Here is a 6,908-nt window from a genome sequence, read left to right as displayed (position 1 = left end):
ACTCTGTGAGGGTCGACGGAGCAACGGATGTAGCGTTTGTGGGCAAACTTCTGGCCGAATGTGACGCATCTCCCTGATGCGTCCGATGACAACGAGTGTGGTTTCGCCTGGCACTGGCTGGAGCTGAAACTGTACCAAACCAGCTCAGGGCGGTTTGTATGCAGTGATAAGGTGAGGTGTTTGGTGTGTTCGAGTTTATTGCAAATCCAGGGCGAGCCATTGGGTAAGAGCAACAGCCATGCTATGGCTATGGCAGCAATGATGCAGGCGAGACCCCAAGGGCCTTTGCGATCAAATAAACTTTTTCAAGGGTTACCCTAGTCTCCCCACGTTCGATTTTTCCCATATGACCACGGTCTATACCAGCAATTAGCGCTAGTTTTTCCTGTTGCATACCTCGTGCAGACCGCAGCTCTCGTACATTTTTACCGAATGCAGTTGCGAGCATCGCCAGCTCAAACTCGTCAGAATCCATTTTATCTCCTCACTAGAGGATCTATGGTCTACGTTATACGGCGTACTGTACACGGCTGTTAGTACACGCATATAATGACACTGCATATAAGCATCATTTCGAGGTGTAAAATGTCCAATCAGCAGATCGTTCTGAGCCAGAATCAAAAAAGTGGCACAGTGACACTAACCTTTCAAGATGCGGATTTCCTAGCCGCAGTAGGAGATTCTTTGAGAGTGGAGTCATTCGTACATGTCACTATCAATCAATCCGTATATGATGAATTTGTTAAGAGCATTATGGTTTCGTTTGTTGCTGAATTTATGGATTTTAAGCAGCAATGGCCGATACCTCAGGAGCTAAGAAAGTGAACAAGTCTCTGACATGATGGAGGGCATTCGGGTCTTTCTCTCAGGGCCATCATTAGTCATGCCTGCTATTCAAGCCAGTCTATAGCCCTTGGGTGAATCATATAGAGCGGCAGTGGCAGACCATCACGCGTAATCATCAATGCAGAGGAGTGGTCAACCTGCGGACTCGATGCAGTTGATTCGCAGATGCTGCATGAATGGAGTAATAAGAGATGAAAATCATGACCAAAAAAGAGGTCGAGGTAATCAGCGATATTCGCTGTGATGTTTGTGAAGAGAGTTGTCAAACAGAAGGGGGTGTTAGCAACATCGAGTTTGGCACATTGAGTGCCCACTGGGGTTATGGAACTCAGCACGATGGCGAAAGGTACGAAGTTCACCTGTGCGAGAGCTGTTTTTTTCAGGCCATAGCAAATCTGAAAGAGCAGCGGCGAGGTGCGCTGATGTTTTCAGAGAAAGGCTATGAACCAGTCGCTGATTTTGGATTGATTAACCGGCACCTTGAACTTATCTGAACAGATTCGATATTGATCTTTGTATACAGTAGAAGCCTGAACAAATCTGGGGGCGTTGAGCCACCCAGCATGCTCATCCCCAAAATATGTACTTTAACGTGGCAAACAACACGATTGCGCCCTCCCAAAAGAGGTTGTTTGTGAGCCAAGTTGCTTCAGCCCTGATGTCTGCCAACGGAAGACCACCGTTCTTCGCTCATCGTGGTTTGCTGTATTTGTGGACTTATTTGTCGCTCATCCTCGTAAAGTAATGCCAACGTAGCCTCAGCTTCTTTGGATTATAACCGGCGCCAATCAGCGTTTTCATCGCCTTATGGGTCTCCATAGAGACGGACGTCATTAAGCACCTTTTTAATATCGGTAAACCCAACATAACATCCTAGCCTAAGCGTTCAGTCAGGATCCCATGCTCGATGCGGCTGAGGAGGTCGAGCACAGCCTGAGCGAGTTCGGGCGTATCCTGATGGCTGAACGGACGAACACCTCCTAGGTAACGGGATATATGATCCTGTGTTGAGAAACATGTCAGTACTACAGCTTGCAGCTCCGGCACCGGTACAGTGATGGGAGCCCGCCAGCACAAGCCTTACTGACAGTATTAGTCATGGATTGGTCTTGTTGCTTTGGGGCAACCCAAGGAGACGAATCCTACTTTGGGGGCCTGTTTTGTGTTGGACATCGCTCAATCACTCTTAGGTGGCTCTTCTTTAAGGGCGCGGATTTTACCGGAATGGTTAACCAAAAACTATACAGCCAGCATGGCAGAACCGAACAATATCTCCGACCAGGCAAGATTGGGTTGCACCAGCAGTCGCTGATGACGCGCCCTTGGTAGGGCTATTGCCTCTGCCATGCAGGCTTGTTGTGGGGAAGCTGCTTTGTTGATTTTTCTGTCAATTTTGACTCTGTGGCGGGGAGAGCGTCAAAGGGAGTCACTATACTTCCATCATGGGGTCCCGTTGGAGAAGGCGATGGAAAGTTCATTTGGCGAAAAAATGCAGAGCGTACATGCCACGCTCAGGCAGCGCTTTGACAAGCTGAGTCGGGTAGCCATCGCGATTTACGATCCCCATACCGATCAGCTCAAGACCTTTGCTCACAGCACCGAGGGGCCCTCGCCACTGGTGCAGTATGAGGTGAAGCTGAGCGATGTCCCCTCCTTGAGTTATCTGGCGGAGCACAAGCAGCCCCGGGTGCTCGGCAATCTGGATGCCCTGCGTGGCTCGGCGTCGGAGCACAGCCGCAAGGTGCTGGAGGCGGGTTATGCCTCCAGCTATACCGAGCCGCTGCTGTTCAACAGCAAGCTGTTTGGCTTTCTGTTTTGCGATGCCATGGAGCCGGGATACTTCGAGGAGCCGATCCGCAGCGAGCTGTCGGCCTATGCCCAGGCGCTGTCGGCCATCATTGCGGTGGAGTTTTTCTCCATCCAGACCCTCGGCGGCGCGCTGACCACGGCGCGGGAGTTCAGCCGTTATCGGGATGAGGAGACCGCCAACCATTTGCACCGAATGTCGGCCTACTCCCGGCTGATCGCCAAGACGCTGGCCCCGACCAGCGGGCTGAGCGATGAGGAGGTGGAGTTTATCTACCTCTTCTCCGAGCTGCACGACATCGGCAAGATCGCGGTGCCGGATGCCATTTTGCTCAAGCCGGGCAAGCTGACTCCGGAAGAGTTCGAGATCATGAAGATCCACCCCGGCAAGGGGCGGGAGATGATCAGCCTGATGATCAACGAGTTTGGTCTCGATGGCATTCATCATACCGACATGCTGACCAATATCATCGCCAGCCATCACGAACGCTTCGACGGCACCGGCTATCCGCTGGGGCTGGCGGGGGAGGCGATCCCGCTGGCGGCGCGCATCGTGACGGTGGCCGATGTGTTTGATGCTCTGACCAGCGAGCGCCCCTACAAGAAGGCATGGCCGTTCGAGACGGCGTTTGCCTATCTGGAGGAGCATGCCGGCAGCCAGTTCGATCCCGCCTGCGTTGCCGCAGCCCTGCAGAACAAGGCCGAGTTTTATGCCATCTATCAGCAGTATCAGGATCCGGCCTGCTCTGCGAGTGTGGCGCCCAGCGGCGCCGAGCCGGGTTGAGCGCGTGTGATGAGCATAAGGGGGAAAGAGGCGGTTCAAGCATGACGAGGAATAAATATAGAGAGGGGGCACCAACAGGTGCCCCCTCTCTTTTATGCGCCTCTCGATTCCACGCGCCCTTATTTTGCCGACCTTCTATCTGTGGCTAGGGCGGCTGCGGTCAGGTTACTTTTTGGGCGTCGGCTCGCTGATCTGGTAGAGGTGATCCGCGCAGGCGCTGGAGCAGCCACAGGGGCGCACCTCTTTATCTTCCCGCTTCTGGGCAAGCTGGTATTGGCGCCACCAGATGATGGTGCCCATGGCCAGGATCAGCACAAACGAGGCGAGCAGGCTAAACAACCAGATGGACATGATCTCTTCTCCTTGATGGTGATGACATGCACGGCGATGGCATCAGTGATGATGGCAGCAACCGCCCTGCTGGTTGGCGCCTTCACTGCCGTGGCAACAAGTATGGCCTTGTCGTGAGCTCTCTGCCTGATTGCCACCACTGGCGCAACAGTGATCGGAGCCACTGTTGCAACCACCATGACAATGGCTATGACTCTGGCCTGCGCCGACGGGCTGGATGGCACGGATAGTCGCCTTGCTCTGATGACGACGAGATGGGCGGCCCTGACTGGCCTCGGTGAGAGGTTGCAGATTGGCGGGGGCCAGCAGCGCGGGCAGCGGCAGGCGGGCAGAGCGGCACTGCAGCACCCGGATATTGGCCGCCAGCAGGCGACTCAGCATCCGCTCGCCGATATTGCGCACCACCACCTGACCCACCTGATAGTGGGCGAGGGCGTCGAGCAGCGCTTGCTTGCCGTGGCAGCCTTCGGCTGCGGCCGGATTGGCCAGGGTGGCGATGACGTTCCCTTCGGGGTTAAGAATTTGCAGCTGCTCGGCACGGGTAAAGTGGCCAGCCAGCAACCCCTGACTCAGCATCAGGGCGCTGTTGCAGGGGATGTTTGTGACAGGATTCATTTCGGCTCTTCTCCACTGGTTGGGTGGTCGGGCTCGGCGGGTTGCATCATCAATGCCTTGCCCAGACTCAGACACTCCACCACCTTGTAGCGCCCTTTTTTCAGGATATTGGCCAGGGTCTGGCGGGAGACCCCCATCACCAGGGCGGCCTCCTGCTGCTGCATTCCTTGAAGGTCGACGAGGCGCAGTGCCTCGAACTCGTCAGGGGCCAGCGTGACCTGTTCCAGCTGATGCATGGGGCGGCCGTTGGGTTTGAAGCAGCTGTTGGCGGGGCGGCCACAGATCTGGCGGGCAATCTTGGGTCTTGGCATGGTGGCTCCTTATTGGCATAAGCCATTTATACGCTCATATGTAGCATATGCCAATAATTTTGTCTGATGCAGAGGGTAGCGCCAGTGCTGTTTACGGCAGAGGGGGGTAAAGAGAAAGACATACAAAAGCAGTGAAGGTGGCAGAAACGACGCAGGCCCGAACATGGTTCGGGCCTGCGGTTTTGCAGAGGATGGTCGGGCAATCCCGGCGAGTTTACGCCTGTTCGGCCTCGGCCACAGGAGCTGCGCTCTCGCTACCGTTGGCGAAGCGATCCGCCCACAGGGCAATCACGCCGTCACCGGTGACGTTGCAGGCGGTGCCGAAGCTGTCTTGCGCCAGATAGAGGGCGATCATCAGGGCGATGGAGGCTTCACCGAAACCGAGCATGGAGGTGAGCAGGCCCAGCGCCGACATCACGCCACCACCCGGGGCGCCCGGGGCGGCGATCATGATCACCCCCAGCATCATGATGAAGGGGAGCATGGTCTCGATGCCCGGAACGGCCAGATGCTCGGAGAGGAACATCACCGCGGTGGCACAGGTGACCAGGGTAATGGTGGAGCCACAGAGGTGAATGGTGGCGCACAGGGGCACAGTAAAGTTGGCGATGCCGTCGCTCACCCCGTTGTTCTTGCTCGATTGCAGGGCGACCGGAATGGTAGCGGCGCTCGACATGGTCCCCAGCGCGGTAAAGTAGGCGGGCAGCATGTTCTTGATGAGCTGGGTCGGTGAGCGGCCAAGGGCCAGACCGGTACCCACGAACAGCACGGATAGCCAGACCCAGTGCATCAGGATCGCCATCACCAGTACCACGCCGAAGGTTTTCAGGGTGGCGAATACGGTGCCTTCTACCGTCATCTCGACAAAGACCCCGGCGATGTAGAACGGCAGCAGCGGGATGATCACCTTGGCCAGCAGGCGGTCGATGATGTCACGACCCTGATCGGCGACCCGGCGCAGATCGGTGGCCTGGGTGGCGCTGATGCCGATGCCGAACACGAAGGCGGCGGCCAGTGCCGACATCACGCCAAACAGCGGCGGGATCTCCAGATTGACGTAGGAGGCGAGTTTGATGGCCGTGGCCGTGGTGGGCTCGGCGGCGGTGGTGAACTGCGGGATCAGGTGGCTAGCCACGGTAAAGGCGAATAGCCCTGCCAGAATGGTGGAGCAGTAGGAGAGGGCCACGGTTTTTCCCAGCAGCTTGCCGGAGTTTTTCGGCAGGCTGGCGATGCCGCTCATGATAAAGAACAGAATGATGAGCGGAATGGTGAAGGTGATCAGCTGACCTATCACTGTCTTGGCCGTAAACAGCACGCGCGCCACCCACTCAGGGGCGTAGAGACCGAGCAAGAGACCGGCAAGGATGCCAGCAATGAGTTTCAGGACAAGTTTCATAAGGAAATCCGGAGTTGGTTGTATTGTCTGTTTTGTTATTAAAATTTGATATTAATCACACCTTTTAACACGTAAGCCGTGTTATGTCTGCCTTTTCTGCGTTAACGCCGAGTTAAATATTGTCGAAAGCCAATATCGCCGACTAGCTGTCGGCTTGGCGTTGAACGGGAAAATCCGTGATGAATTAGCCCGTTAGGTGGCCTGATGATCGCCACGCAGCAACATGACGTACTGGGTGGCGTGTTGACTTGTGCATGATGGCGTGTTGGTCGAGGCGGTTTCCATCGGCGCCAGTTGCAGCGCTATCCCGGATGTGGTGATCAGTTGCTGTAGCTGAGCGTGACTTATCTTGCCGCTTGGCTGCAGGGGGAAGCAGAGCGGAGCGCCCGCTTTGAGCAGGGTCGCCAGCTGTTGCAACAGGGGGACAAGAGTGGCCACGTCGCTATCAAGCGGGCGGCTCAGCCAGATGCCATCGTAAGGGAGCACCGAGTGCATCTTCGCCAGCGGGCAGACCCGCACCGCTTGTCCGGATTGCTGTGAGGCTACTTTGGCGTCAGCCAGTACCGCTTCACAGGCGGTGACCACATACCCTTCTGCACGCAGCCAGCACAGATCCTCCCCCATACCGCACTGACCATTGAGCAGGTGAGCATCGGGTTTGAGGTGCGCCACAAAGGCAGCTCGAACGTGGGCGTGCTGGTCGTTAAATGGCCGGGAAGCGGGGATGGCGTCAGAGTGTGGCACAGGGGTTACCTCAAGCAGGGGGCGCACAGGGTAACAAATCGGGGCCTGACTGCCA

At 56.1% G+C, this 6,908-nt stretch carries 9 protein-coding genes and 1 pseudogene; 4 read left to right on the top strand and 6 right to left on the bottom strand.

The genetic code is table 11. The features are described from left to right. Positions 1 to 247: 247 nt before the first annotated feature. Positions 248 to 475, bottom strand: coding sequence for a helix-turn-helix transcriptional regulator (locus tag A9G06_RS07635; RefSeq protein ID WP_081043428.1), 228 nt, complete (start codon positions 473 to 475; stop codon positions 248 to 250). 110 nt (positions 476 to 585) lie between these two features. On the opposite strand from A9G06_RS07635, the gene A9G06_RS07630 reads away from it, so the two are divergent. From A9G06_RS07630 to A9G06_RS07620, 4 genes and pseudogenes are all read left to right on the top strand, one after another. Continuing rightward, entirely contained in the window at positions 586 to 825 is a 240-nt protein-coding gene (locus A9G06_RS07630; protein WP_042024897.1) for a hypothetical protein, read from the top strand. Between the two features lie 62 nt (positions 826 to 887). Further along, a pseudogene (locus A9G06_RS21895) lies at positions 888 to 1,004 on the top strand (IS630 family transposase); the annotation flags it as partial. A gap of 33 nt (positions 1,005 to 1,037) precedes the next feature. Then, the gene (locus A9G06_RS07625; RefSeq protein ID WP_069554798.1) at positions 1,038 to 1,340 is read left to right on the top strand and encodes a hypothetical protein; all 303 of its coding nucleotides are present in this window, start codon (positions 1,038 to 1,040) and stop codon (positions 1,338 to 1,340) included. A 971-nt stretch (positions 1,341 to 2,311) separates the two neighbouring features. Further along, positions 2,312 to 3,436 carry an HD domain-containing phosphohydrolase gene (locus tag A9G06_RS07620; RefSeq protein ID WP_069554797.1) on the top strand — a complete coding sequence of 375 codons (1,125 nt, stop codon included), beginning with the start codon at positions 2,312 to 2,314 and terminating at the stop codon, positions 3,434 to 3,436. Between the two features lie 165 nt (positions 3,437 to 3,601). Here A9G06_RS07620 and A9G06_RS07615 read toward each other — a convergent pair whose 3' ends face one another. The 5 genes from A9G06_RS07615 to A9G06_RS07595 all read right to left on the bottom strand — a co-directional run bounded on the left by A9G06_RS07615 (position 3,602) and on the right by A9G06_RS07595 (position 6,853). After that, a complete protein-coding gene (locus A9G06_RS07615) occupies positions 3,602 to 3,787 on the bottom strand; it encodes a hypothetical protein (RefSeq protein ID WP_069554796.1) in 186 nt (61 codons plus the stop codon). Positions 3,788 to 3,829: 42 nt separating this feature from the next. Then, a complete protein-coding gene (locus A9G06_RS07610) occupies positions 3,830 to 4,402 on the bottom strand; it encodes a NifB/NifX family molybdenum-iron cluster-binding protein (protein ID WP_069554795.1) in 573 nt (190 codons plus the stop codon). Then, positions 4,399 to 4,713: a DUF134 domain-containing protein gene (locus tag A9G06_RS07605; RefSeq protein WP_069527472.1), complete on the bottom strand. Its 315-nt coding sequence runs from the start codon at positions 4,711 to 4,713 to the stop codon at positions 4,399 to 4,401. Before A9G06_RS07605 ends, A9G06_RS07610 begins: the two co-directional genes overlap by 4 nt. Positions 4,714 to 4,927: 214 nt before the next feature. Next, the gene (locus A9G06_RS07600) at positions 4,928 to 6,109 is read right to left on the bottom strand and encodes a dicarboxylate/amino acid:cation symporter (RefSeq protein WP_069527471.1); all 1,182 of its coding nucleotides are present in this window, start codon (positions 6,107 to 6,109) and stop codon (positions 4,928 to 4,930) included. 192 nt (positions 6,110 to 6,301) lie between these two features. After that, positions 6,302 to 6,853, bottom strand: coding sequence for a hypothetical protein (locus A9G06_RS07595; RefSeq protein WP_069527469.1), 552 nt, complete (start codon positions 6,851 to 6,853; stop codon positions 6,302 to 6,304). Positions 6,854 to 6,908 lie beyond the last annotated feature (55 nt).

It is taken from the genome of Aeromonas sp. DNP9, assembly GCF_001728955.1.
In the GTDB taxonomy this organism is placed as follows: domain Bacteria; phylum Pseudomonadota; class Gammaproteobacteria; order Enterobacterales; family Aeromonadaceae; genus Aeromonas; species Aeromonas veronii.
This window is presented reverse-complemented; position numbering and strand designations above follow the sequence as displayed.